The following is a 24,444-nucleotide window of genomic DNA, read 5'->3' as shown; positions in this document are numbered from 1 at the left end:
ACCCTAAATGTAGTAAAATCCCTTTCCCGACAAGAACAATCCGTCGCCCATTAAGGCACATTCACATCTAAAAATTCAATACTGGTCAGGTTCCTGTATTTGGATATCACATGTTCGTAGTAGCGCGTAGGCAGTGGCCTACCCGACTCTAGCATACGATCGACGGCGGAATGCCCTAAGTTGTATGCAATCAGAGCGTCCTTCCAGTTGCCATATTTAGATATCAGGCGAATCAAGTAAGCCGTTCCCACCGTCACGTTGATTTCTGGCTTGAGCAGGTCCTCTTCCGTTTCGATCGAGAGTCCAAAACGAGCTCCCATCTTCTTTGCCGTTTCCAGCTTGATCTGCATTAGGCCAAGCGCCCCCGAATACGCTCCCGACTGCATGCGCCCGCGGGCATTCGGATTTCCATGGCTTTCCTGAGCCACTACCGCCAAAATCAGCAGCGGATCCGTCGCATACGACCTTGAAATCTGCCAGATTTGTTCCGTGAGCATTTCACGCTGTTCTTCGGTCAGGCGGTTCTTGGAAAGGTAGGCAAGCGCCTTGTTGATTTTCACATAGTCGATAGTCCATTTTCCAATTGCGCTCAGCTGCTCCAGTTCGCCGCGAAGAACCGACTCCTGTTTCGACAAATCCCTGAGCTCGGCCTGCCTTGCAAACCAGTATGACACGAAGAGTCCCAGTGACGCAAAGCAAAGCACCAGGATTACCGCAAAGGAAAGTTTCGATATGCGAATACTACTTTTCACGCCTTGCATTCTCTAGGTATTCTAGATAACTCACCCAGTCCTGAATCAGCCCAAACGAGCTGAGCCGCGTCGTATCTTGAACCACGCCAAGCTTGCGGAGCGGACCAATCGATGATTCCAGCTTGTCGATTTCCTTGATGTAACGCTCCTTCTGATTCTGAAGCGCAATAATCTGCGCCTGCTTATCGCTTAGGTCACGGCCCTGGGTCGAGATGATTACGAACAATGTAATGATCCAGCCCAAAAGCAGCGAGATGATAGCCACGGCAACTCCAGAACTCACCGTGATGCCCGACCGAAGGCCAAAATGAAGGCCAATCTGCTGCAGCTGCTTTTTCGTTCCCGATTTCTTGTAGGCGTTACGGTTCTCGTACACTTCAAAAATGTTCAGGTACCTAGAAAAATAATCGTAGAGTTCGCTGGAATCAAATATGAGGATCAGAGCCGACTTCTGCGCCTTCACTCGATTCAAGAGTTCCAGGAAAACTTCCAAGTAGCGTTCGCTTGTAAAATGGGCATTCTGCAAATTCAAGAAGAAAAAGCATCCGGGGCCGTCCACAAGCATGTCCAGCTTTTCCTTGACCTGCGAAAGCTGCACCACGCCAAGGGAACCTGATAACGAAAGTTCCACGTCGTTGCCACGAGATTCCACCTGTATGTCAATCAAATCCGACTTCATCGACTACCTCTTGGAAATCCGGACAGACAGTCCAAATTCATCTTCAGCGTTTGCAGCAAGGGACATCTTCCAGAACGGGAATACGCGCACCCCCTGCAACGCTTCGGGCGCAGCGAGCGCAGAAGCACCGAAAATCGGTGAAATCAGGAGCGAAGCCTTCTGCTTGAAGGTCAGTTCAATCTTTGTACTGGTTGTGGAGTCCGTTATCACAAAACGGACTCCGTCTGGGAATATCAAGGAATCGCGGAAATTGAACTTGAGCGCAATCCCATCCACCACGATGTCTTTACCCGTAAAGCCACATGCGAGAAGTCCCGTATCAAGGAGCGTTCCAAAGAAACCCTTGCAGAAATCCGGCAACTGGTTTTTCAGCTTGTAGGACACCGAGAATTCGGATCCCGTCGATGAAAGACCAAACGTCTTTTCGACAAGAAGATTGTATTGGGCACCCGCGATGGATTCCTTCTGCTCCGACCGCAGTGTGATATCGGTACCGGCATCGTGACGCTTAATCTGGTAGTCGTAAGGGGCAGAAAGCTCTCCTTCCCTATCCGACAGCAACTGGTCCAGCTTTTCGGCCTTCAATTCCATATTCGGCAACACAAAGTCCAAGAAGCCCACCGACGGATTCCCGTCGTCACGCCATGCATTCAGCACGTTGTTCTCGGAATCCTTGGCGTTCAAAATGTGAAGAATGCCGCCTCCCATGTAGTCCAACAGGAACGAGTAGGAGTGGTTCTCCGCCCAGATGCACTTGCCGCCCTGCAGCATAAAATCGGCGATGTCCAGGCGGATCCCGTCAAACGAAACAAGTTCGGTAAGGCGGTTCGCCGCCTGAAGCAAGAACCTGGCGCCCCACCAGCGCACCATGGGAGTGCGCATCCCTTCGCTATCCTGCATGTCGCGGTAGTAAATCGGGGACATGGCCGGCAAAAGCATTTCAAAGAATTCTTCGCGGTCGCGTCCCTTGAGAGAAGTCGACGCCCTACGGTAAAGCGACGAAAGCATCTTGTGCAGCAGGTTCACTTCGGGACGTCGAACCAAAAGCTCGCGGCAGGTCTTTGCCGCACGCGGAAGACCAATTTTGAGCCCCGACGACAAGAGGAAACTAAGTCTGCCTTCGGAGTTCTGTTCGGCGACTACTTCGGCCACCGTCTTTGTCGAAAGCTCGTTCGTCTCGACGAAGTCTATGAGGCGTTCAAAGAACGGAATAATGTCGCCGGGCTGCGGCGGCACGTCCAGGGCGACAACGGCGGTCTTGCCGCCACGGCAATAGGGTTCCGCAATCTGCTCCCAACGAAAATCATCGTTCGCAATGGCATCCGACAGCTTCTGCGAAACCGGGACCACACGCATAAAGGAGCCCTTGTCTTCTATGGAATACCAACCCGACACGGGAGTCGTGCGTCCAAGAGCATCTTGCAGAGACGCTTCCTGCACCAGCGCATACTCAAAGCGGTGGTGTTCCAGAAGGTTCGTCATCTCCATTTCCCAAACCATCGAGGAATTGAAGTAGCCGATAGGCTCGATTCCAAACAGTTTCCACAGAAGCTTTCCATGTTTCGCAATCTGCATCGACGAAAGTTCCGTAGGAAACAACGGGAACATCGGATCGTAATAGCCGCCGCCTAAAATTTCAAGGGCACCCTTTTCAACAGCCGGGCGCAACTTGTTGTTAATCTGGGTGCGTGCCACCCGCCCCGCCACATCAAGCGTCGGGCCGTCCATATACAAAGACAAGCGGACATGTCCCGAATCAAGCATTTTCACCACACCCGAGACAAGGTTTTCAACTACGGCTTCGAGCTTGGCATAGGCCGTCGACGGCGGCAATTGCAAAATAAAAGAAAGCGACGGTTTCATGTGAGAAAGAATAGTAAAATAAAATGCGGTACAGATTTCTTTTTTTATATTAACGCTATGCTAGATTATGAATCCATGAAAAGCAATCCTCTCGCCTTCGTAAAAAGGCGCACCATCACATCGGCCTACATCGACAGCACGGGTCGCATGGGCATTGCGCAGACCGCCCTGATGATTCAAGATAACATAACGGGAAACTTCGGCGAAATCGACTGCGACAACTTCCTAATCAACAAGCTCGGCGCCTACTGGGTGCTGACGCGATCCAAGTTTCATTTCCACAAGCGTCCGTTCTGGCGCGAAAAGGTACACACCGTCTCGTTCCCGGCAAGCAACGCCCTAGTGCGTGCCAACGAGAATACGGCCATCGTCACCCCCGAAGGCGAATTCCTGATTACCGCTAACCAGGAAGTCTGCTGTCTCGACTTGAATACGCACCGCCCGGTCAAGCTCACGACGCTACCTTTCCCCCGCGAAGGTTTCCCTGCCCCGGTGTTTACCGACAGCTTCGAAAAGTTCACCATCGACGACAGCGAATACAAGGAAGTCTTCAAGGAAAAAGTGTATTCACAGAACATCGACATGTCGCACCACATGAACAACATCGAGTATATCAAGCTTGCACTCAATGTTCTCTCGGTCGCAGAAATCGAAGAACGCGAGCCGCTGGACCTAGAGGTTCACTACATGGGTGAATCGAGGGAGGGCGAACTGCTCTCGGTGCTGCACGCCCGCGAAGGCAGCGTGTCGTACATGAAAATCCTTAACGGCAGCGGACGCGCCGTCTTCGAAATGAAACTTTCATTCAGATAAATTCTCTGAAAAATTCCGGACGGTGAAAATCCGGCTTTTCAGTCACCACTTCAAAGGCGCTCAGGTAATGGGGCGCCTTTGCCTTATCGGCGCACTTGTAGAGGTTTCCCCTAAGAGGAACCCCTTCAAAGCTTTTAAGTCCAAAGACCGATGCAGGAATCTTCACCGTCATGCCCCAGCAGACCAGGTTCCCCGCCACAGATGCTAGCTGTTTCATGCGGATAACCTTAGCGATATCAGTCGGCGAAAGAAGTTCGCGGTCATTTCGGCTGTATCCATGTGCCGCAAGCAGATAGCCACGGCTGGTGGTTTCGAAATTGAAGTACTCCTGCGGATTTGACGGGTTTTCAAGAAATACTTCCACGCAAGAATCTTCCCAGCTATGTCCGTTGTCTTCCATGACTTCGGCGCGGAAACAGTCCGAAGGCTCTTCCACAGTAAAATGGACCGTGAAGTACTCCGCAGATTTTTCGACATCGGCAAGAACTGCCGGAAGCACAATTCCCTGGTTTGCCGCCCACTTCATATTCGGTTGTAAAAGCATACCCAAATAATAGTAAAGTGATTAATCGGTGATTAATCACTGATTAATCAGTCCGTTTCGTAAAGGCGATTTTTCAAACCACGCTTTTTCCGTCAAAAACGGGACTTCATCCATTTGGCACACTTTTTGCACTAGTTTTGCCGACCTCAACAATAGTCCTTATAGTTAGGTTGTTTAAAAAATCACAAATAACATAGGAGCCCTTTATGGCTGAAACAAAAACAAAGAAAAAAGAATGGAACGCGACCGGTACATTCGACTGTCTTGCCGTCACAAGCGTTCAAGTTTATCCCTTCAAGGAAGGTCCTTCCATGGGCCACATCAAGGGATTAGCATCCATCGTGCTCAACGACCAGTTCCTTATCCGCGGATTGCGAGTTATGGACGGTGAAAACGGCATGTTCGTAGGCTACCCGACCGACCCGTTCTTCAAGGGCGACGAATTCCGCTCTATCTGCTGCCCCATGGCAAGGAATCTTCGCGAACACATTGAAAATTGCGTCCTGGAAAAATACCAGGCATCTATCGCATAAGGAGTCCACATGTTTCGCAGAATCCGTTCCTACTGCCTGTTTGGAATCAAGGCTGTCCCCGTGAGTGTCGAAGTCGACGCGTCGCAGGGACTTCCGGGTTTCACCTTGGTAGGGTTGCCAGACAATGCAGTAAGGGAATCCCGTGAACGGGTCATATCGGCGATCCGTTCCATCGATAAGGTGGTGACAGGTTTCAGGACAACCGTAAACCTGTCGCCCGCGGATTTGCGAAAGGAAGGGAGCGCCCTGGACTTGCCCCTGGCCATTGGGCTTCTGGTTGCAACAGGCGAAATGGAAGTTCCTGAACTTGAACACCTCGTCATCGTAGGGGAACTTTCACTAGACGGCCTCTTAAAACCAGTCCGGGGCGTTCTTTCCATTGCCATGAGCCTTGCCGACAAGAAAAATGACATCCTGGTCATTCCCAGGGCAAACGAACAAGAAGCATCCCTTGTCGAAGGAATCCGCTACATCTGCGCCGATTCCCTTAAGGAATGCGTAGACGCTATTGAGGCCGGTGCAAAGGCGCACGCCAAATGGGCAACTGGTTTCAAGCAGCAGCGTCTCCATTCTAGCCTCACCGCAGACATTCCCGATTTCAGAAACGTCATCGGAATGGAAGGCGTCAAGCGGGCGCTTGAAATCGCCGCAGCGGGAGCACACAACTTTTTACTGGTCGGGTCCCCTGGGGCAGGAAAGACCCTGTGCGCAAAGTGCCTGCCAGGAATACTTCCCGAAATGACCGAGACCGAAATTCTCGAAACCACGCGCATTCATTCCTGCGCACGTGCCGCAGCCGACTCTGAAGAATTCAGGCCCATCACGACACGCCCCTTCAGGACACCGCACCACAGCGCATCCATGGTGTCGCTCGTAGGTGGCGGAACCAGACTCAAGCCTGGCGAGGCAAGCCTTGCCCACAACGGGGTCCTCTTCCTGGACGAACTTCCCGAATTCAACCGCAATGTTTTAGAAGCCCTCCGCGAACCTATGGAAGAAGGCCACATTTCCATCAGCCGCGCAAGCGGAACAATCACCTGGCCCGCACGCTTCATGATGGGAGCAGCCATGAATCCCTGCCCCTGCGGATACGCCATGGACAACAAGCGTGCCTGCACCTGCCTCCCCGAAGCTCGCAAACGATACCAGGAAAAAATTTCAGGACCGCTTCTAGACCGCATCGACATCCAGGTGAGCGTTCCCCCCGTTGACGCATCGCAATTTGCGTCAAACACCAAGGCGGAATCCTCCTCCGAAATCCGCAGGCGTGTCTGTGCCGCAAGGGATATCCAGCGCAAGCGCTTTGCTGGCACGTCTTTCAAGACAAACGCCGAGATGAGTTCCGACTTTGCCAAAAAGAGCTGCAGGCTTTCGCCCGAAACCGAAAAATTTTCAATCAATGCCGCAGACCGCATGGGACTCAGCGCACGCGGCTACTACAGGCTGCTCAAGGTCGGCAGAACCATCGCCGACTTGAGAAAATCCGATACCGTAGAAGTACTCGACCTTTCGGAAGCACTCCGCTACAGGGCCTTCAGAAGCTAAGGGAATTTGTCTGAACCTTTGATGCGTTAGCGCGTAATTTTAATGCTGGATTCTGCACCGTCGCTATCAGGGATAGCAAGCGGCTTGCAGACTGACACTTCAACCGCCACCGTCTTCGGGTAGTGGTTCAAGATGTGCTTGGCGGTTTCTACCACCAAAGTTTCTTCCAACTGAAAGGCCGACTTGCAGACGAAGTCCTGTACATCGTCTGCTAGTTGCACATAGTCAATAGAATGGGCCAAGTCCTCGTTTCGGGCTGCTAGTGAAAAATCTAGCCACACCGAAATATTGATGACAACCGGCTGCACATTTTCACGCTCATAAGGGAGCGTTCCAATGATGCAGTCAAACTTCAAATCCCGAATCGAGATTTTTCCGTTTTCAATTACCATACAAAGAGAACGACAGCGCCGGCAATGGCGGCGGCAGAGACTCCGAACCAAATGTTGCGAGCAGTCGCGTAAGAATCCTGAGTCTTCTTGTTTTCATCCATGCGGTCCTGGAGATCCTTCAGAGTCCAATTTTCATGCTTCGCCTGCTCACTCATGAACTCCTGGCACCTGCCGGGATTCACGTCTTCGCTACAGACGCTCAGGAAGTTGGTGTTCAGGGTGCTCAGTTCGTCATAAGCATCCTTGGCTTCGTTAGCCTTGCTGTGCTGCATCACGCCAATCACGGCGGCAGTTGCAGCGAGGGCAGTCAAACCGACAGCAGTCCAGAAGCGGACTTCGTCTGCAATACCAAAGCGGTCGCCTACATCACGTGCGGCATCGCTTGCGGCATAGTCACGTTCATCGGCGGTGTTGTCGACCGGAGCTGTAGTCTTGTAGGCGGAAAGATCTTCGTCGTCTTCGTCTTCGCAATCCGGATCGTATTCGTCACATTCTTCTTCGCTGGACGCCTTTGCTGCAACGGGCGTTTCTTCCTCTTCTTCTGCGGCAGCTTCAGGGGCATCGCCCTTCAGGGTCACGGGACTGCCATCGATAAAGACGACCGCCGTCGTAAGACCGGGGGCATAGACGGACTTGCCGTCGAAATAAACCTTTTCAACATCCTTGTCGGCAGGCATGCCGCGACGGGCATAGACCTTGGCGGTCACGAGCTTGCCATAATCGACGCCTTCGGCAGAGAGAGCGGTCATCGACGAAAGGTCGCCAGCACCACCCTGGTAAAGCTGGTACGATGTTTCAGATTCGCCAAACGGATCTTCGAACTTCTGACGGACCACTAGACGGCCTTCTTGAAGCGACCCGACCTCTTCTGCAGGAGCGACCTTGAGTTCGCCACCAAATTCGGCAACGATGTAATCGTCCGGAACACCCGCATCCTTGGCGGTAAATTCTTCAATATCGTATGCGCCAGCGAAAGCTGATACGATAGACAGGCAGAGAACCATCAAAAGAGAACGTTTCATTTAGAACTCCAAATGACTAATTTTTTTTGAAATATACAAAAAAATAGTGCTTTTTGCACTATTCTTTTTCAATAGAATCCTACATTCTGTACACAAGAAAGGAGACCACGGCGGCATGTATTTTAAAATTTACAGCCGCCCTGATCCAGCAGTCTATTTTTTCCTGCGGCGTACACCCCACTTGTCCTTGATTTCTTCCACGATCTTCTTGTTTTCGTAGCGAACGACCATCTTGAACTGCACGGTATATATGCCCGTACCTACGAAACGGCCCTTATGGTCCTTGAAGTTCCAGTTCACAAAGACCTTCTTGTCGGTTTCTAGGCAGTTACCGCCGAACTTCGGACTATTGCAGGGAACCGTAATGACCGTATCGTTCACATACTGTCCTAGGTGGTCGAAGTAGTACACGATAAACGAGATGTACACATCTTCGGGCTTCAGGGAGTCAAGCACCGACGGGTCGTACGAACCATCGGCAGAGACCTGCGCCTGGTCCAGAAGCTGCGGGACAAAGCGCTCGCCCAGCTGCACCAGTTGTCCAAGAGCGCCCTCCTTCTCCATGTCCTCCTTGGTCGTTGAACCAGGCACATAGCGCAGATTCACAGAGCTTATTGTATCGAGCGTATAGGTCTTATTCTCGTCTTCCCTGAAGACTCGCCCATCAGTGATATTGAAGCTACCCATCTTGGTCGATTCGACCAGGTGATTTAGGAGACCTCCGATAATGACAGCCTGCGGGTTTTCGCCAGCGATGTTGCCATAGTTATCCTTGATGGCATCCTTGAGTCCCTTGTGAACGACCAGGGAGTCGCCTGGCATAATCGTGCCGTCGCTTCCATTGAAGATAAGCTTAGCCGAACGCCCATCCGAAGACCATTCGATGTCGCTCGGATTCAGTTCGATTACTTCTTCGCCATGAATGTAGGAGAAGTAGTCCTTTCCCTTCAGGTTCTTGGTGAAGATGGGTTCCGAGAAGACGACCAGCAGCGTATCGGCCTTCTTGCCGTAGCTGAGCGTCGCCGACGCAACCACCGGAGACATCTTGTCCACCAGCGGGGCCACATCTTCGTTCACGAAGGTTTCCCCAAAGATCGAGTAGTAGGTGTAGACCGTCGCCTGAGGCAGTTTTTCGCTGATGCTCGTGACACCCTGCGCAAGGCGCGTCGGGGACGACACTTCCCAAATGACTCGGGTCGAATCCTTCGGGTCGATTTTCATGTCTTGCGGCTGGGCCTGCAGCTGGATGAGCATGCCGCGGTAGCTGTACCACGGGAATGTCATGTACAGGGTGGAGTCGATATCTTTAGAAGTAAGTTTCTTGTCGAACACGGCCACAATGCGGTCGAGCACGCCGTCGCCATCGGTATCCCAGTATTCCACGTTGTTGACAAGCGGGAATCGATCCACCACCTTGACAGGCACTTCACGCTCGTATTCATCGGAAGTGATGTAGGGCAGATTTTCAAAGGTCGCACCCGGATAGAGCGATACGCTATCCTTGTTGTTGCCCTTGAGCTTGAAGTTTTTGCCGACAAAGATGATGATGTCCTTGGCAGGCATGTAGACCTTCTTGACCTGGCCCACGTCAAATCCGTAGCGGGCAGCTTCCTGCTTGAGCATTACCATCATTTCAGGATTTCCGATGTCCACCGGAATCAGGTCAATGTTATACTGCACAAACAGGGAATCCAAGCCCTTCGTGTTGCGAATGGCAAAGGCATCCTTGATGACATTGCTACCCACTTCGACAATCGGGGCTTCGCGTACATAGGTAGCACCCGAACCGGACTTGTCGCCGTAGGTCACAAGAGCCTTAGCATCCTTCGGGAACTCGCCTACCGCAGGAATACCCTTCAGGCTAGACACGTCGATGATGATGCGGTCGCGAGACTTGTTCAGCTTGGGGTTCACGCAATCGAGCGTCTTACCGTTAATGACAAGCTGGACACCATCGATGTAGTAGCTTTCGGACAAGGTATCACGCAAGAGTATCTCGACATAATCCAGTTCCATGTCTCCATCGGAATCCTTGATGTAACCCATCTGGGCATCGGGAATCGGATCGTAGAAGTTGATGTTGTCGATAATGACCATTTCGTTTCCACCGTACACCTTGATGGAGCCACCCTGCACCACCTTGTCTGCAGTCACGAAGATGGTCACAGAACCATCGGGATGAATCACCAAGGACTCGTTCTTGGAGCCATCGGTAGGATCCACCAAGAGTACCCCCGTCTTCGAAACGAGACGAATGGAATCCGGAGAGCCAAAATACTGTTCCACCTTCTTCGGATCAAACGTAATCGCGACGACATCGCCCACCTTCGCGGAGTCGAGTCCCGAATTGTAGTGCAAATCCATCGGAATGCCCGTCGGATTGTTCGTCAACAGGTAGCTGTTGCCGTTGATGACGACCACGTTGGGATTCTTCGGATCGGGATCCGTCGGCTGGAGCACAACAGTCTTCGACACCAGCGAATCGCCCTTTTCAAAGTCGTCTGCGGACGGATATTCGTCCAGGCCCGTATCATCTTCTTCGTCGTAGTCTTCGGCGCCAAAGTACTGCCAAGAAGAACTGGACTTGTCGCTTTCATCTTCACCAGCACCATAGTCTTCGCTCGAAGAAGACTTGTCATTTTCGTCTTCGCCATAACCGCTTTCGCCGCTAGACGAATTGCCGCTATCGTTTCCGCTGCTGTTGCCGCCATTGCTGCCGGAGCTTCCACCGTTGCTACCGGAACTGCCGCCATTGCTGTTCGAGCTTCCGCCATTGCTATTAGAACTATCACCGTTGCTGTTCGAGCTTCCGCCGTTGCTACCGGAACTACCACCGTTGCTGTTCGAGCTTCCGCCATTGCTACCGGAGCTTCCTCCATTGCTATTTGAGCTCATGTTGGAACTGCTGGACTTTGCGCTGCTCGAAGATTCATGGTATTCCACCAGCGAAGAGCTGCTCTGGGAACTGCTGGAAAGGTCCTCGTCGCCTCCCGTGTGTCCCCCCTCGCGGACAACGCCCACACCCGAAAGCGGAGCCAAGTCATCGAGGTAGTTGTCAATCCACTGCACATGCACCAGCACGTTGTCGTTGATTTGCTTGTTCGGATTTGCAGCATAGTCCACAAAAACCATATGACCCGTGTTGGAGGCCACAAAAAGGTGGCCGTAACCATCGGTGGTTCCCTGGTCCAAGCGCCAACCCACACCGGGAGTTCTCGGACCAGACATATTCTCGGATGTTTCTTCGAAGAAAAATTCGCGCAAGTCAATCTTTGCAACCACCTTCGCCGAGATCTGACCGTTCTTGTAAATCGGTTGGATCTGAACGATTTTTGAGCCGCCAAATACAAATATCGTCTTGGAATAGGTATCGTAGGTGCCACCATGGGCTCCTTCCAAGGAGTCAATCAATATCTTGGTTCCTACCGCGGTAATGACATTTTCATTAATCTTGCCTCCAATCTGCGCCTGGTTGGAGCTCGTCACCTTGGTATAGGTCGTGTCGGTAAACATTCCAAAATAGGCATTGGCGCTGTTTCTCTTGCGATCCGCCTCCGAACAGGCATTTTTTCCGCCATTGGCTTCGCAGCCACCGCCCAGGTAATCGGAATAGGTAAAGAACGCAGTTCCTTCGCCATCCCAAATCACCGTCGCCAGTTTATAGTCCTTGCGACGGCTATTCTTGTTTGGCTTCAGCTCAACCTGATAACCCGTCGTGGCGAAATTGCCCACAGTGGGATCCGTCGCCGTCGAATAACGGTAAAGGTAACCAGGAATGCCTGCAGCCCAAAGCCACTTTTGATTCGGATCCATCATCAAGTGCCAGAAGCCGCCCTTCTTGGTAAGGGGGGTAGAGGCGGGCTTTACAAGGCACTGGCCACCTTCGGCCTTCGCGTTCTTGCTCACCTTATAGATTTTTTCGCCTTGGCCTGCCACCAGCAAGTCGCCATCGGGGTGATGCACGATACCGTCGGCACCCTTCACACCATCGGTCATGGTGCAAAGGATTTTCTTGTCAGAAGGTTTCATAAGCAAGTAGCCCGCACCATTGTACTGGTAGCTAATGCTTTTCACACGATCTTCCTTTTCGTACTTGGTGTAGTACAAGGTCGCCTTGGTTGAAGCATGGGGAACAATGTCACCCACCTGCTGAATCCAGATACCCGTCGCCGGGTTTTCCGGGGTAGGCATCGTCTGGGCCATGACCGAGGCCACAGACAGTAAAAGTAACGAGATGTATTTCAATGTATTTCTCATGATCGTATCCTCGGAAAGATTCCCTAGCTAGCGCTTCTTTGCAGAAATGCCCCACCTAAAGATTCTTTCTACCATAAAATCTTCCTTTGCTCCGTAAACTTTGATTTTAAACTTTGCCAAATAAATTCCAACACCTACCCTGCGGCCATTGTCGGCGCGCATGTTCCAGCGTACATAGAGTTTGTCCGGATTTTCAAGGCAGTTGCCGTCGAAGAACGGGTCATCGCAAGAAATGTTGCCCGAGGCACCGCCCACATAGCCACCCAGGTTCGTGTACACATAGAGTTCCCAGTGGAGTCCAATTTCCTCCATGTTTGGAATTGAAGCACCTACCGAGTCCTCGTCCATAATCGTCGAGAATCCAATGTCCATCAGCACACCGAGCGAAGTCTGGTCAGATGCAGCCTTGGCATCCTTCACATGTTCAATCGTAAACGGTTTCACACGACCGCTCAGTTCTTCGGCCTTGTTCAAGTCGGCCATTGACATCGTCTTCATGATCACGCGCGGATCGCCTTCCACCATCACCGCAGGAGACTTCTCCGAGACCTTGTTCCCTTCGCGGTCGCGCAGGCCGCTTTTAAAGTTGTCGAAGCGGACGGAATCGGCAGGATTCATGCGTTCGGCAAGGTCTTCACCCGCTTCCATGAACAAAGTAACGCCACGGCCATCTTCATCCCAATCGGCAGAACTCAGGCTGAAATGCTCCCACTTGCCATTGACAAAGAAGGCAAGGCAATCGTCACCCAGTTCCACATTCTTGTAGTCGATTGCTTCGGAGAACGTCACCCTGAACTTGTCGGGTTCCATCTGCTGGAAAGATTCCGGATTCAAAAACGTCGAAGAAATCACCGGCGGCATGTAGTCGTGCATCTTGTATTCCAGCGCCTCGGTCGTCACCTTCTTGCCGTCCTTCAATTCCTTGTTGCTGATCATGGCATAGCCGTAATTGGTCTTTTCATCCTTGGAGTAAGTCGAATCGATGCAGGTCAGCATGTTCATGACACCCAGCTTTTCAGGATCATTAATAGCGTAACCCAACACAAGGCCATCGTCGGAGATGGTGAACTTTGACGGGTCCGGTTCAATCTTCATGAGTTCACCATCTTCATTGAGCCAGTAGAAGGCGATATCCATGTCCTTCAGGGACTTTTCGGTGATGGGCATCTTGAAACCCACCGAGACGCTGTCCATACGGCCGTCACCATCGCGGTCGTAGAACCCGTTCTTCTCGTTGTCCACATAGACACGTCCAGCATCCTGCACGGGCACTTCCTGATTGTTCTTGCGCGTCGGAATTCCGTCGGCCGCAGTCAAGATTTTAGGACACACGTCCGTATCGGTTTCGATCTTCAGCATGTCGCCAACGGAAACCGTACCCGACTTCACTGTAAATCTCCATTCCGTACCATCCTTGGAAATCGCCGTCACATCGATCGGGTCACCATTCAGTTTCAAGCCCCGACCGGACTTCCAGGTCTGATCCATCTTCTTGTTGAACTTGACGACCAAGGTGTCCGTCTTGCCGTCGCCGCGAACAAGCGTTGCCGACTGGATGGCTGCCCCAATGCTGTCGGTAAGGGAGGTCGTCAAGGTGTCGCAACCACCGATGAAGCACACATAGGCTTTCACGGCACCACTAGCATCTTTCCCCTGAAGCTTGACTTCGACATCAGGATAGCCGTAAACATCCTTTTTCTTCTTGACATCGCCGCTGTATTCCTCGTAGGACTTGTCGCTTGGCCAGCTGTAGAAGAAATCCTTCACCTTCATGGAGTCGGTCGCGCCGCTGTACCAGGTGGCAATGCTATCACCAATGCCGTCGCCGTCGGTATCGTAGATAGCAGCGTTGTCGAGGCTCGGCATGTCGGGATTCGTGAAGCGGAGGTCCCCGGGGAACGGATCCACCAAGAGGAATTCCTTGGTGGTCGAATCCTTGAAGGAATTCAGGGTAAAGGTTGAGCCGTCCTTGATGGCCTTGGTCGCCGTCACCAGGAACCGGGCATAGCCGTCCTTGAAATCCACGCGGAACGTGCCGTCGGCAAGGACATTCTTTGCAATGCCGTTCGTGTCGAGGAACACGAGATTTTCACAATCGCCGTCCACAGAGATGTAGAACGTCTTGTCAAACTTGTCCACGCTGTCCTTCTGCGGGCCCACTGGAACGACCAATTCCACTTCGACGGAAATGGTATCGAGAACCTTGATGTCATCGGGAAGCTTCCAGCCGTCCTTGACCTTCTTGCCATCGACCCAGTAGCGAAGCGTCGGGGTGTAGAAGTTGTAGATGAGGCTCACCTTGGGATCTGCGGTCAGGTCTGTCGCCGTACCCAGGCGGAAGTTGTAGTATTCGTAAGAATCCTTCAGGCCAAGTTTCACGATACCTTCATCGGCGGACGACACCACCGGTGTAAGAGGTTCCGTAATCGCTTCGCCATCGGCATCCAGATAGGCGTAGATGGTGTCGGGGGATGCACTCAAATCGGGAGCGTAGACATAGAACGGTTCGTTCTTCTTCGCGTTTTCCCTCTTGAGCGGCTTACCTTCATCCACAGTGAAAAGGACAGGTCTTGCCCCCGTCGACTGGACACGGTAATACTTGCACAGCCCCTTCTGATTATCAGGGATATTGTCGTAGTCGCGGCAGTCAACCGCAGCCAAAGCACCCATCGACAGAAGCGTCACCGAAAGCATTACAAACGAAGCAATATGTCTCTTAAGGAACCACATGACGACCTCAAACAGAATACGAAAAAAACGCAAACAAATATTTGCACACCATACATTTCAAAGATATGATTTTTTTTGCGGAATAGAACTACAAAAAAAACGGCTGTGACTTGAATCTCACCCCGTTTCCAAACTAGATTATTCCAAGTTGGAATAAGAATTTGCAAGGTCTGTAACAATATCGTCCATAAAAATCCATCCACGGTCAACAAGCCTTAAATTTTGTAAGAAATTTGGAAGTTTTTCGTACAAGATAAAGCCCTTGTCCGCCCAGTGGCGGCAAACTTTTTCGTCTAGCGAAATGCCTAGCGAGCGCAAGGTTTCTGCAGAGATTCCCTTGGACTGCCGAAGCGAGAGCCAAAGGGTCTCCATGACGACCGAATCTCGGTCCATTACGTCGACCGACAGGGACGACTCGGGACAGCCACCCTGAACATAATCGCGCCACCTGGGATATATTTCGGGAGCGTTGTAGCGCATACCCTGCACAAAGCTATGCGCACCCGGCCCAAAGCCCGCATATTCTCCGCGATCCCAGTAATTTCGGTTGTGTACGCTTTCAAAACCCTCTCGCGCAAAGTTCGAGACTTCGTACCGCAAGAATCCTTTTCGTTCAAGTATTTCGACACCCCCTAGATACATGGGTTCGTAGAGGTCTTCGTTTATCGAAAAATCTCCGCGGGAAATCCGGTGCCCAAGCCTTGAACGGGGCGAGACATTCAATCCATAAAAGCTGATATGGGAAAGCGGAAAATCCGAGAGACGGTCAACGTCTTCTAGAAAGCTCTGCACGGTTTGTCCCGGCAGATCAAACATCAAGTCCGCATTCACCTGGACCGGGGCCGTCGTCAAAAGTTCCAGGGCGTCAAGCCCCATCTGCACTGAATGGGACCTGCCCACGCGACAAAGGAGGTCCGCATCAAATGTCTGAAGCCCAAGGCTTACGCGGTTTACTCCTAAATCCAAAGCATTCTCTAGAGTTTCTTTGTTTGTAGACTCGGGATTGAACTCCATCGAGACCTCGGAGAGCTTTGAAACGCAGACTCCCACGGATTCAAGACACTGAAAAATTTTTTGGATTAACGGCAGAGGCAGTTCCGAAGGGGTTCCACCCCCCAGGTAGAGGGTCCTTGCTGAAGCAAGCAACCCGGGATGCCGCCTTTCAAAACATACAATTTGCTTACAAACAAGATCCGCGTATTCAGAAAAAAGCTTCTTTTGCGAAGGAATGACGCGAAAATCGCAATAATCGCAAACTTTTCTGCAAAACGGGATGTGAATGTAGACACAAAACATTTCTTTTACAACAGAAAATTTTATTACAAGTGAACTTTTTGACAAAATTTAGATTATATAGAGGGTATGGATGAGAAAGATCAGAGCAAATTTCTTGAAAAAATGAAGAAGCGGCTCCCGCTCCTGATTTTTCTGACATTGTCCACGGCCATTTTCTTCTTAGCATCAGCCCTCCTTCTCGATGAATCCTACAAGGACATCATCATCATCGCCATGATCTGGGCTCTTCCCCTGTTTATCCACTGAAGGTGCTATGGCCATTACCAGACTTACGCAACGTAAATGCAAAGCGATATGCTTTTACATCATTACTTGGGTAACAGTCACCCTAAGCACGACACTTCTTTTAATGTATGGTTCCGGCAACGGAATCGACACCACGCACCTACTGTTCATGCTGCAACTGTCCCTGTTGACTGGACTTTCGCACGCCATGTACGATGTCATGATCCTACAGGACGAAATGGACAAGCGTCCCGTGGTTGCCGCCTTTATCATCCGCTCGTGGTTTTTCTTGGCAAGCATTTGTGCGAACTTGACTCTCTGCATTTTAATCTGGGACATCGATAAGAGCGAAGGGCTCATCAATGAAGCTGCGATACAGCATGTACTGAACTATTTCAAGCAGCCAAGCAATCACATCCAGATCTTTGTGCTGTTCCTGCTAGGACACCTAATCACCTTCGTTAGGTCAGTCCACAAAAAATTCGGGACACGCGTGTTCATCAACACCCTGCTCGGAAAGAACCAGGATCCCAAGGAAGAGGACCTGATATTCATGTTCATCGACATGAAACATTCCACCGAAATTGCAGAAGAACTGGGGCATATCAAGTACAGCAACTTTATCCGTGACTACTACAAGCTTCTTTCTAACTGCTGCGAAGAAAACCACGGCGAAATTTACCAGATTGCAGGCGACGGAGTCTTTTTAACATGGAAGACAAGTGACTGCAGACGCAAGGCGCGACCCATCGACTGCTTCTACGACTTTACCGTATGCCTTGAACGCACCGCCCCCAAGTTCAAGAAGCGCTACGGCGTTGTTCCCGCGTTTAAGGCGGCAGCGCACTGCGGCAAGGTGATTTCCACCGAAGTCGGAAATTTTGGAAGCGAAATGGCATACCACGGCGACGTACTGAACACGACCTCCAGGATTCAGACGCTCTGTTCCAAGCTGGGGCAGGACTTCCTGATATCGGAAGACCTTTTCGCGAAGCTGCCGCTCCCGCTCCCCCACGGATTTTTAAGCGTCAAGGCGGGATTTTTCGAACTCCGTGGCAAAAAAAATGGAATTTTGATTTTTTCTTTGCACCTCCCCTTGACATAGCCGCCCGATTATTCTATAATTGGGCTACCCCGCGGGAATAGCTCAGTTGGTAGAGCACGACCTTGCCAAGGTCGGGGTCGAGGGTCCGAGTCCCTTTTCCCGCTCTAAAAAAGAAACGCCACCTTAACGGTGGCGTTCTTTTTTATTCGCGTGAACGGGACTCGGAAACGAGAAGAGGGTGCGACCAAATTCCTTTGTGGGCAAAGCCCGTGAAAGGAATTTGGAGCTTAACGCGAACGAAGTGAGTGTTAAGCCCGAAGGGCGGCAAGCCAGCCGCGAAGCGGGGACTGGCGCAGCCGCAGTCCCTTTTCCTTTGCTTCATCCCTTTTCCCACTAACGACGACACTCGTTTAGCACGCTTTTCCCTCTCTTGAAAACACATTTCGCATGTTCTATAGGCTCCCCCTATACCTTAGGTATAGGATAAATCTATTAGTAAGAAAATTGTAAGTAAAATCAAGACCACTACCTTCACTTCCCTATTGAAAAGGTAGGATTTAAGTTCTAACTTAGACGAAAACAAAATAAAAAAGGACTTCAAACCATGACAACACAGAACAAACTCCACTTTGAAACACTCCAGCTCCATGTTGGGCAGGAAACCGCGGACCCCGCAACTGATTCTCGCGCCGTCCCTATTTATCAGACCACATCCTACGTGTTCCACAGCGCCCAGCACGCGTCCGACCGATTCCACCTGAAGGACGCCGGCAACATTTACGGACGACTCACCAACACCACCCAGGATGTCTTTGAAAAGCGCATCGCTGCCCTTGAAGGTGGCATCGCAGGTCTCGCCGTTGCTTCCGGTGCAGCGGCGCTCACTTACGCGATTACGGCACTTGCCCGCAAGGGCGACCACGTGGTGGCCCAGCGTTCTATCTACGGCGGAACCTACAACCTCCTGCAACACACGCTCCCCGCATTCGGCATCGAAACGACCTTCGTCGACATCCATAACCTCAAGGAAGTCGAAGAGTCCATCAAGGACAACACGAAGATCGTCTTTATTGAAACGCTCGGCAACCCGAACTCCGACATCCCAGACATCGAGGCTATTTCCGAAATCGCCCACAAGCGAGGGATTCCGGTCGTCATCGACAACACCTTCGGAACCCCGTACCTGATCCGCCCGCTCGAACACGGTGCAGACATCGTGGTACATTCCGCTACCAAGTTCATCGGTGGACATGGTACGACTCTCGGTGGCATCATCGTAGACGGCGGCAAGTTCGACTGGGCCGCATCCGGCAAGTTCCCGCAGTTCACCGAAGTGAACCCGAGCTACGGTGTGCCTTTCACGGCAGCCGCAGGGGCAGCCGCCTTCATCGTCTACATCCGCGCAATCCTTCTGCGCGACGAAGGTGCCGCGATTTCCCCGTTCAACGCCTTCCTGCTGCTCCAGGGCACCGAAACCCTTTCGCTGCGCCTCGACCGCCATGTCGAAAATACCAAGAAAGTGCTCGAATTCCTCTCTAAGCACCCGAAGGTTGCAAAGGTCAACCACCCGAGCTTCGCGGATCATCCGCAGCACGCCCTTTACCAGAAGTATTTCCCGAACGGCGGCGGTTCCATCTTTACGTTCGACGTGAAGGGTGGCCAAGCCGAAGCCTTCAAGTTCATCGATAGCCTGAAAATTTTCAGCCTGCTTGCCAACGTGGCCGACGTGAAGAGCCTGGTGGTGCACCCCTACACGACGACCCATTCGGAACTCACTCCGGAAGAGCTCGCCGCTGCAGGCATCAGCCCCGCCACGATCCGCCTCTCCATCGGCACCGAGCACTACGAAGACATCATCAACGACCTCGACCAGGCTCTGAACGCCATCTAAGCAAACAAAAAATTTTAATTTTTCACTATTAACAAAGGACTTCAAACCATGTCAAAAATTTATACTTCTGCAGACCAGCTGATTGGCCACACTCCGCTTCTTGAACTCACCCACATCGAAGAAGGTCTCGGAGCAAAAATCCTTGCAAAGCTCGAATACTTCAACCCCGCCGGTTCCGTGAAGGACCGTATCGCAAAGGCGATGCTCGACGACGCCGAAAAGAGCGGCAAGCTCAAGAAGGGCGCTGTCATCATCGAACCGACTTCGGGTAACACCGGTATCGGCCTTGCCTCCGTTGCCGCCGCCCGCGGATACCGCATCATCATCGTGATGCCGGAAACCATGAGCGTGGAACGCCGCCAGATCATGAAGGCCTATGGTGCCGAACTCGTACTCACCGAAGGTGCGAAGGGTATGAAGGGCGCCATCGCCAAGGCAGACGAACTCGCCAAAGAAATCCCAAACAGCTTTATTCCGGGCCAGTTCGTGAACCCGGCAAACCCGGCCGCCCACAAGGCCACCACCGGTCCCGAAATCTGGGAAGACACCGATGGTAATGTCGACATCTTCGTGGCCGGCGTGGGTACGGGTGGAACCGTCTCCGGCGTTGGCGAATTCCTCAAGAGCAAGAATCCGAACGTGAAGGTTGTCGCCGTGGAACCCGCAAGTTCTCCGGTGCTCACCAAGGGCGTCGCAGGCGCACACAAGATCCAGGGAATCGGCGCAGGATTTGTTCCTGACACCCTGAACACCAAGGTCTACGACGAAGTCATCGCAGTCGAAAACGAAGCCGCCTTCGAGGCCGGCCGCGAAATCGGCAAGAAGGAAGGCGTGCTCGTGGGCATTTCTTCTGGTGCCGCACTCTGGGCCGCCAAGGAACTCGCGAAGCGCCCCGAAAACAAGGGCAAGACGATCGTTGCGCTCCTTCCGGATACCGGCGACCGCTACCTTTCTACGGCTCTCTTCACAGAATAACCTGTTCCATAAAGAGATCTTTGTGTCAAATTAAAGAAAAGTCACCTTTAGTAGGTGACTTTCTTTTTATTTTATACTATTTTATCTAAAAATTAAACTTAGTTTGGAGAGAATATGAAAAAAATTTGGACACTCGTTGCAAGCACCATGTTGGTAGCATCAGTCGCCTTCGCTCAGGACGACTTTGACGACATGGATCAGTCTGCAGAACAGTATACCGAACAGGAACAGGCTGAATTTCAAGCTGAAGACCAAGCCGGCGAAGCTCCGGAAGAAGAATCTAGCGAGGCAAGCACAGTTCAAAACAACAATCAGGTTACAAACCAGGTCAATAATCAGGACAACGACTACGCTCAAGCGAACCAAAACGCCCAAAGCGAAGTTCCCGCCGAAGAACCGGTCCAATCCCGCGCTGCGGAGTCCCGTTTCGGTTTCGGCGTGCGCGGTGCATTTGACTACGGTATGATGTACGGATTCAGCGAAGAAGACGACGATATCGACCAGACACCCCGTGGCGTCGGTTTTGAAGGCGGTATCATGTTCAAGATGATGATGGTCAACAACCTCTTCTTCGCACCCGAAATCAACATCGCCTACATTCTCACAAGCCACACCTATCTTGAAAAGTACGACCGCACCTACCACAGTCTGGATTTGGAAATTCCCCTGCTCATCCGTGGCGTAGTCGCAGACAAGTTCTACATTACCGCGGGTCCGCAGGCCAACATTTCCTTGAGCAGCGGCGCAGACATTGACCCCATTGAAAACAAGACTCTCGACATCAAGGCCAAGACCGAAGAAAAAGTGGAACAGACCGGCTTCACCTTCGGGCTTGCCGCAGGCGCCGGTTTCAACATCGTCAAGGGACTGTTCATCGACCTGCGCTACTACATGGGTCTCATGGAACTCTTCCCCGATGTGAAGACGCTTGACGACATCGAGAACTTCGAAAACGAAGACTTCTCCATCGTCAGCATGAAGGGTGCGAAGATGATGAAGTTCAAGGTGGGTCTCAGCTACCTGTTCATGTAAAGAGTAAAGTTCGGGGCGAGAGAATGGAATTGCTTTCAAATTTGTCTTATAGCGAATGCGCTCCGGTCGTTACGGCCGAAGCCATGCGATTCCTAGATGGCGACACCAAGAGAAGCCGTGTCACCAACAATGGGTTCCAACCATTTTGGGGAACGCAAAGCGATGCCAGTTCAACGGACAGTGACGGATTCTCTTCTACCATCGATGCCGGATACTCCTTAATGAAGATGGCAGGCATTGCCCTGTTCAGAAGAGTCTGCAACTTTCTCGGCGAAGACCGCGAAAGAAAGTCCGTCGCCATTGTCATCGGCGGCGGCAACAACGGCGGCGACGGGCTCGCACTCGCATCAAACCTTATCGTGGCGGGAATTCCCTGCACGGTGTATTCGCTCGCAAAGCCCGAAACTTTCAAGGACGAAGCATCGCTCGCCTACGAGGATTTTGAGAAGAACGGCGGGAAGCTCATCTATATAAGCGGAAACCTTCCGGAAAAGCCGCAGTTTTCGCTGGTCGTCGACTGCATGCTCGGAAACGGGGCATCGGGCGAACTGCGCCCCGCATTTGCACGAGCAGTCATCACCATTAGCGACTGGGGTATTCCGATCCTTGCTGCAGACGCCCCCACCGGATACGATTCCGCAGAGCACCACGCAGGACTCCCCTGCATCGAAGCCGAAGAAACAGTCCTTTTCGGACTCCCGCGACTGGACGCCTATACGCAAGAAGGCGCCAGGGTGTTTGGCAAGGTGACGGTCGAGCCGCTCGACTACCCAGACGACCTGATCGACAAGATCAACAACGGGATTTTCCTGGCCACTGAAAAGATGATTCCCGCGCTGCTGCCCGACCGAAACGACTTCGGCGACAAGCGCAGCCAAGGAACCGCGCTGATTGTAGCGGGCTCGGGCAACATGACCGGAGCCGCGGCACTCTGCACCAAGTCGGCACTCAGGAGCGGTACTGGCCTTGTGACGCTTGCCACCCCGAAGGCGCTGCTTCCGGCTTTGCAGACGAAGCTCGACGAGCCAGTATTCTGTGGCATCGGAGATGCTTCGACCGACAAGCTCTCCATTATGCACCTGATGCAGCTTCAAGATGCAACCCAACACCAGAACGCCATTGCGATTGGCCCCGGACTCGGCACCGATACCGAAACGCAGGACGCCATCCGCATGTTCCTGACGGGACTCCAGACGCCTGTCGTCGTCGACGCCGACGCCATTAACGCCTGCGGTTCCGCGTTCTTCTGCATGGAAGGCGGCCCCGCAAACGCCATCATCACGCCGCATAAGCGCGAATGGGAAAGGAACTTCGGTCCGCTGCCGTCTAATGAAAGTTTCTACCCCGAATACCTGCGACAATTCGCGACGCAATTCAAGATTACGATTGTCCTGAAAGGATGCCCCACCTATGTCGCCATTCCTGACGGTCGCATCTACATTATCCCCGCGCACAACTCCGGCCTTGCCAAGGGCGGCGCAGGAGATGTCCTTACCGGAATCATCGTAGCGCTCCTGTCGCAAGGAGTTGCCGCAGCCGAAGCAGCCGTGCTTGGCGTGCTGCTACACCAGAAGGCGGGCAGACTCACGCGCAAAAAAATGGGAGCATTCGGCATGCTCCCAAGCGATGTGATAGAAATGTTGCCTACTGCGTTCGGCTGCTAATTCATGGATTGCCACGCCCCTTTTAGGGGCTCGCAATGACGTACTACGCCATTTCCGCCACCAGCTTGTCGAGTGCCGCTTCGGATTCGGCGCTGAGCGTAGACTTCACCGTCACAACCGTTTCGGCAAGCGTCACGTTCTTGAGCGTGGCGAGGATTTCGGTCATTTTCTTCGCGGCCATCGGAGCCCACGTCCCGTTCTCGACAACACCCACCTTGCGGTTGCTGTAGTTCTTCGCCTTCAGGTGGTTCAGGAAATCTTCCATCACCGGGAAGAGGCCCGCATCATATGTAGGAGCAGCCACCACCATGCGGTCGTAGCGGAAGGCGTCTTCGATGACTTCGGCCATGTCGCTGCGGGCAAGGTCAGAGACCACGACTTTCTCGACACCGGCTGCCTTGAGCTTTTCGCCGAGCAATTCCGCGGCCTTCTTGGTTCCGCCGTAAATCGAGGCGTAAGCCACGAGCACGCCCTTGTCTTCGGGAGCGTAGCTGCTCCAGGTGTTGTACTTGTCGATGTAGTAGCCGAGGTTTTCGGTGAGCACCGGGCCGTGAAGCGGGCAAATGGTCTGAATGTCCAAAGTCGCCGCTTTTTTAAGCAGCGCCTGTACCTGCGGTCCGTATTTTCCGACGATGCCGATATAATAGCGGCGGGCTTCGCCCGCCCAGTCCTCTTCCACATCCAGCGCGCCGAATTTTCCAAAGCCGTCGGCGGAGAAAAGCACCTTGTCCAGGGAATCATATGTCACAATGACTTCCGGCCAGTGAACCATGGGCGCAGTCACGAAGGTGAGGGTGTGTTTTCCGAGGGAAAGCGTGCTTCCTTCACCGACCACGATTCTGCGCTCTTCATAATCCGTGCCAAAGAAGTTTTTCATCATGGCAAATGCTTTCTGGGAAGAGACGACAACGGCATCCGGATAGACCGATAAGAAATTGGCAATATTTGCGGAATGATCCGGCTCCATGTGCTGAACGACGAGATAATCAGGCTTTCTGCCGTCAAGCGCTTCAGCGAGATTGTCCAGCCATTCGTGGGTGAAATTCTTGTCCACCGTGTCCATGACGGCAATCTTGTCGTCCAGAATCACATAGGAATTATAGCTCATGCCGTTGGGCACAACATACTGTCCTTCAAAAAGGTCTACTTTGTGGTCATTTACGCCGATGTATTTGATGTCGCTTGT

Annotated in this window: 19 protein-coding genes and 1 tRNA gene; 10 read left to right on the top strand and 10 right to left on the bottom strand. The window is 52.3% G+C overall.

The window, feature by feature from the left end; genetic code table 11:
• Nucleotides 1-50 precede the first annotated feature (50 nt).
• The 3 genes from ACKI61_RS04850 to ACKI61_RS04840 are packed head-to-tail and all read right to left on the bottom strand — an operon-like array spanning nt 51 to nt 3,294.
• On the bottom strand, nt 51-752 hold the full coding sequence (locus tag ACKI61_RS04850; RefSeq protein WP_407456649.1) for a lytic transglycosylase domain-containing protein: 702 nt from the start codon (nt 750-752) through the stop codon (nt 51-53).
• On the bottom strand, nt 742-1,431 hold the full coding sequence (locus ACKI61_RS04845) for a hypothetical protein (RefSeq protein WP_407456648.1): 690 nt from the start codon (nt 1,429-1,431) through the stop codon (nt 742-744). The genes ACKI61_RS04850 and ACKI61_RS04845 overlap by 11 nt, the downstream gene beginning before the upstream one ends.
• A 3-nt stretch (nt 1,432-1,434) precedes the next feature.
• The gene (locus ACKI61_RS04840) at nt 1,435-3,294 is read right to left on the bottom strand and encodes an alpha-amylase/4-alpha-glucanotransferase domain-containing protein (protein WP_407456647.1); all 1,860 of its coding nucleotides are present in this window, start codon (nt 3,292-3,294) and stop codon (nt 1,435-1,437) included.
• A gap of 57 nt (nt 3,295-3,351) precedes the next feature.
• Between ACKI61_RS04840 and ACKI61_RS04835 the strand changes: the two genes are divergently transcribed.
• Entirely contained in the window at nt 3,352-4,107 is a 756-nt protein-coding gene (locus tag ACKI61_RS04835) for an acyl-ACP thioesterase (protein ID WP_407456646.1), read from the top strand.
• On the opposite strand, the gene ACKI61_RS04830 is transcribed toward ACKI61_RS04835, so the two are convergent.
• Entirely contained in the window at nt 4,100-4,651 is a 552-nt protein-coding gene (locus ACKI61_RS04830) for a carbohydrate-binding family 9-like protein (protein ID WP_407456645.1), read from the bottom strand. The two genes, ACKI61_RS04835 and ACKI61_RS04830, sit on opposite strands and share 8 nt — an antisense overlap.
• Before the next feature lie 206 nt (nt 4,652-4,857).
• Between ACKI61_RS04830 and ACKI61_RS04825 the strand changes: the two genes are divergently transcribed.
• Both ACKI61_RS04825 and ACKI61_RS04820 read left to right on the top strand, forming a co-directional pair.
• Nucleotides 4,858-5,184: a septation protein SpoVG family protein gene (locus tag ACKI61_RS04825; protein ID WP_407456644.1), complete on the top strand. Its 327-nt coding sequence runs from the start codon at nt 4,858-4,860 to the stop codon at nt 5,182-5,184.
• Between the two features lie 9 nt (nt 5,185-5,193).
• The gene (locus ACKI61_RS04820) at nt 5,194-6,729 is read left to right on the top strand and encodes a YifB family Mg chelatase-like AAA ATPase (RefSeq protein WP_407456643.1); all 1,536 of its coding nucleotides are present in this window, start codon (nt 5,194-5,196) and stop codon (nt 6,727-6,729) included.
• 26 nt (nt 6,730-6,755) lie between these two features.
• Here the strand turns inward: ACKI61_RS04820 and ACKI61_RS04815 are convergent, their stop codons facing one another.
• From ACKI61_RS04815 to hemW, 5 genes are all read right to left on the bottom strand, one after another.
• A complete protein-coding gene (locus tag ACKI61_RS04815) occupies nt 6,756-7,121 on the bottom strand; it encodes a dihydroneopterin aldolase (RefSeq protein WP_407456642.1) in 366 nt (121 codons plus the stop codon).
• On the bottom strand, nt 7,115-8,143 hold the full coding sequence (locus tag ACKI61_RS04810; RefSeq protein WP_407456641.1) for a hypothetical protein: 1,029 nt from the start codon (nt 8,141-8,143) through the stop codon (nt 7,115-7,117). The genes ACKI61_RS04815 and ACKI61_RS04810 overlap by 7 nt, the downstream gene beginning before the upstream one ends.
• A gap of 153 nt (nt 8,144-8,296) precedes the next feature.
• Nucleotides 8,297-12,400, bottom strand: a complete 4,104-nt coding sequence (locus ACKI61_RS04805; protein WP_407456640.1) for a hypothetical protein — start codon at nt 12,398-12,400, stop codon at nt 8,297-8,299.
• A gap of 27 nt (nt 12,401-12,427) precedes the next feature.
• Nucleotides 12,428-15,130 carry a hypothetical protein gene (locus ACKI61_RS04800; RefSeq protein WP_407456639.1) on the bottom strand — a complete coding sequence of 901 codons (2,703 nt, stop codon included), beginning with the start codon at nt 15,128-15,130 and terminating at the stop codon, nt 12,428-12,430.
• 138 nt (nt 15,131-15,268) lie between these two features.
• A complete protein-coding gene (gene hemW / locus ACKI61_RS04795; RefSeq protein WP_407456638.1) occupies nt 15,269-16,426 on the bottom strand; it encodes a radical SAM family heme chaperone HemW in 1,158 nt (385 codons plus the stop codon).
• A gap of 102 nt (nt 16,427-16,528) precedes the next feature.
• Here hemW and ACKI61_RS04790 point away from each other — a divergent pair, with 102 nt between their 5' ends.
• The 7 genes from ACKI61_RS04790 (at nt 16,529) to ACKI61_RS04760 (ending at nt 23,258) form a co-directional block, all read left to right on the top strand.
• On the top strand, nt 16,529-16,672 hold the full coding sequence (locus tag ACKI61_RS04790; RefSeq protein WP_407456637.1) for a hypothetical protein: 144 nt from the start codon (nt 16,529-16,531) through the stop codon (nt 16,670-16,672).
• A gap of 103 nt (nt 16,673-16,775) precedes the next feature.
• Entirely contained in the window at nt 16,776-17,756 is a 981-nt protein-coding gene (locus ACKI61_RS04785; RefSeq protein ID WP_407456636.1) for an adenylate/guanylate cyclase domain-containing protein, read from the top strand.
• 31 nt (nt 17,757-17,787) lie between these two features.
• Nucleotides 17,788-17,860 (top strand) — tRNA-Gly (locus ACKI61_RS04780).
• Nucleotides 17,861-18,300: 440 nt separating this feature from the next.
• On the top strand, nt 18,301-19,587 hold the full coding sequence (locus ACKI61_RS04775) for an O-acetylhomoserine aminocarboxypropyltransferase/cysteine synthase family protein (protein WP_407456635.1): 1,287 nt from the start codon (nt 18,301-18,303) through the stop codon (nt 19,585-19,587).
• 48 nt (nt 19,588-19,635) lie between these two features.
• Nucleotides 19,636-20,562 carry a cysteine synthase A gene (gene cysK / locus ACKI61_RS04770; protein WP_407456634.1) on the top strand — a complete coding sequence of 309 codons (927 nt, stop codon included), beginning with the start codon at nt 19,636-19,638 and terminating at the stop codon, nt 20,560-20,562.
• Between the two features lie 114 nt (nt 20,563-20,676).
• Nucleotides 20,677-21,594 carry a porin family protein gene (locus ACKI61_RS04765; RefSeq protein WP_407456633.1) on the top strand — a complete coding sequence of 306 codons (918 nt, stop codon included), beginning with the start codon at nt 20,677-20,679 and terminating at the stop codon, nt 21,592-21,594.
• 23 nt (nt 21,595-21,617) lie between these two features.
• Complete coding sequence (locus ACKI61_RS04760; RefSeq protein WP_407456632.1) at nt 21,618-23,258, top strand: NAD(P)H-hydrate dehydratase; 1,641 nt, start codon at nt 21,618-21,620, stop codon at nt 23,256-23,258.
• Nucleotides 23,259-23,301: 43 nt separating this feature from the next.
• Here the strand turns inward: ACKI61_RS04760 and ACKI61_RS04755 are convergent.
• On the bottom strand, nt 23,302-24,444 hold a 1,143-nt coding region (locus tag ACKI61_RS04755), incomplete at its 5' end, for an FprA family A-type flavoprotein (protein ID WP_407456631.1).

The sequence above is a fragment of the Fibrobacter sp. genome, from assembly GCF_045601785.1.
Taxonomy (GTDB): Bacteria; Fibrobacterota; Fibrobacteria; order Fibrobacterales; family Fibrobacteraceae; genus Fibrobacter.
Note: the sequence above shows the minus strand (reverse complement) of the source record. Positions and strands in the feature narration are given on the sequence as shown.